General features: G+C 54.1%; 4 protein-coding genes. All 4 read right to left on the bottom strand.

Going from position 1 to position 2,047, the window contains the following annotated elements; genetic code table 11:
- On the bottom strand, positions 1–705 hold a 705-nt coding region (locus J7396_RS00530), incomplete at its 3' end, for a DDE-type integrase/transposase/recombinase (RefSeq protein ID WP_343237457.1).
- Positions 706–728: 23 nt separating this feature from the next.
- Positions 729–995, bottom strand: a complete 267-nt coding sequence (locus tag J7396_RS22490; protein WP_244669462.1) for a transposase — start codon at positions 993–995, stop codon at positions 729–731.
- A gap of 110 nt (positions 996–1,105) precedes the next feature.
- Positions 1,106–1,474 (bottom strand): Imm8 family immunity protein, encoded by a 369-nt coding sequence (locus tag J7396_RS00525; protein WP_008576064.1) that lies wholly within the window; start codon positions 1,472–1,474, stop codon positions 1,106–1,108.
- Between the two features lie 7 nt (positions 1,475–1,481).
- The coding region (locus J7396_RS00520; protein ID WP_209260798.1) for a hypothetical protein at positions 1,482–2,047 on the bottom strand (566 nt) is incomplete at its 5' end.

The following is a 2,047-nucleotide window of genomic DNA, read 5'->3' as shown; positions in this document are numbered from 1 at the left end:
CTCAAAATCGGGGGGGCGTCGGCAGGCGAAGAGATTCAGGTCGAGCACTTCCTCGCGGAACGTACGATTGAAGCGCTCGATGAAGGCATTCTGATTTGGCTTTCCCGGCTGGATGTACTGCAGTGCGACGCCATTGGTCTTGAGCCAGCCGCTGAACGCTTCGCCCAGGAACTCGGGGCCGTTGTCCGAGCGCACCACCTGCGGCAAGCCATGATCGCGTTTGATCTGGTCGAAGACACGCACAAGCCGTTGCGAGTTGATCGAGGTGTCAACCTCGATGTGTAGCGCCTCGCGATTGAAGTCATCCACCACGTTGAATGTGCGAAAGCGTCGTCCGCATGCCAGCGCATCGCTCATGAAGTCGACCGACCAGACCGTGTCTGGCAGCCTCGGCACGTAGAGCGGCACCCGCTCACGCTTGGGAAGGCGACGCTTTGCAGGGCGGCGCAGGTTGAGCTTCATGGCCTTGTAAACGCGATAGATGCGTTTGGGATTCCAGCCTGGTTGCTGCTTGCGAAGGTAGTCGCTGCGCTTCCAGAAGCCACGACTGGGGTGCGCTTCGACGTAACGCGCGATCTCGGCAATCAGCTCGGCATCGCGCACCGTCCAGTCCAGCGGCGGTGCGTACCAGGCGGCACGCGACAGCCCGACGCATGCACAGGACCGGCGCAACGGCCGCGCGTGGACCTCGATAAGGAACCGCACCGCCTCGCGTTTACGCGCCGGCCCTAGAATTTTTTTGCGATCAGGTCCTTCATTGCCGCGTTGTCGAGCGCCAACTCGGCGTACATCCGTTTGAGCTTGGCGTTCTCGGACTCGAGCTCCTTGACCCGCCGCAGCTCGGACGCCTCCAAGCCGCTGTACTTGCTCTTCCACTGGTAATAGGCCGTCGTGCTGATGCCGGCTTGGCGACAGATGTCTTTGACTGGGCCGCCTGCGTCGGCCTGCTTCAGCGTGGCGATGATCTGTGTCGCGGTGAACTTCGATGTGCGCATGGAACCTCCTGACTTGGGAACCAAGCCAGAAAGATCTACTTATGCGGTGTCTGCGGATCGGGGGAGCTTACGCTAAGCGCCCCCCATAAAACTCGGGACTTGAAGGAATCTCACGAATTATTATTTTTTTCAGAATGAACGTAATCCTCGAATTCCCAGGACATTACGCGAGACAATTTTATTGCAATTTCATTCCATTCCGCGCCCTCAAAACTTCCTACATATTCGGAGATAAATTCACGTATTTCATCATAGTCGTAATTCTCAACAATCAGCATAAATCTCCCCCACGTAGGTCCATAATGCCTCTTCTTTATCCAGCCGGGCGTGCACACCTCAATAAAGAAATTATCCCCACCCTCAAAATCTTCTGGACCAATTACTGCCCTCAGCTCCTCACTAAAGCACCCTGGGTCATCAGGTTGCTCATTTTTAAGATCCCAGTTGTCTGAATGGAGCCCAAACAATCTAGCCTTCATAATTTATTTATTCCTTATATATATCCAGATGCCCATTGGATATCCTACTCTTTTTTCCGTATGAATCTATTTCATATCGTTCAAAATTTGCTTGAATCCCTGTCACAGCTTCTTTTGATTTAGGCTTAGCTGCGGGCGGCCTATAAACTCTCGTACCATCAGCACTAATCCATCCCGATCCGTCGGACAAGGGCCTCGCACCATCGCCAACCCAAGTCATACCTAACCGATTTGCTTCCTGGGCATTTGCGGTTCCGATACCAAAATTCGGGTTACTGGTCCCACTTCCAATCATCGCCTCCTTCAACCGAATATCTTGATCAGCAATCGAGCTAAGCTCTTTAGTCGCGAGGTCAGAGCGTAGCTTTGCACCGTTCGCAATATTTGCTTCACCATTAGAACGCACCGCGGGCGGCGCCCCTGCTTCACTATCAGCATCTGCAGAAGCAGCTGACACCCTCGTCGATAGCGCCTTACTTTCTAGATCCGCATTCTTTATGGAATTCCGGATGATACTTGTGAACTGGCTACCGACCAAGCCACCCGCTTCCCCAACGACGATGCCTGCCCACA

The organism is Xanthomonas sp. A1809, from assembly GCF_017746015.1.
GTDB classification, from domain to species: Bacteria; Pseudomonadota; Gammaproteobacteria; order Xanthomonadales; family Xanthomonadaceae; genus Xanthomonas; species Xanthomonas euvesicatoria.
The sequence above is the reverse complement of the archived record's forward strand: the minus strand, read 5'-3'. Positions and strand labels throughout refer to the sequence as shown.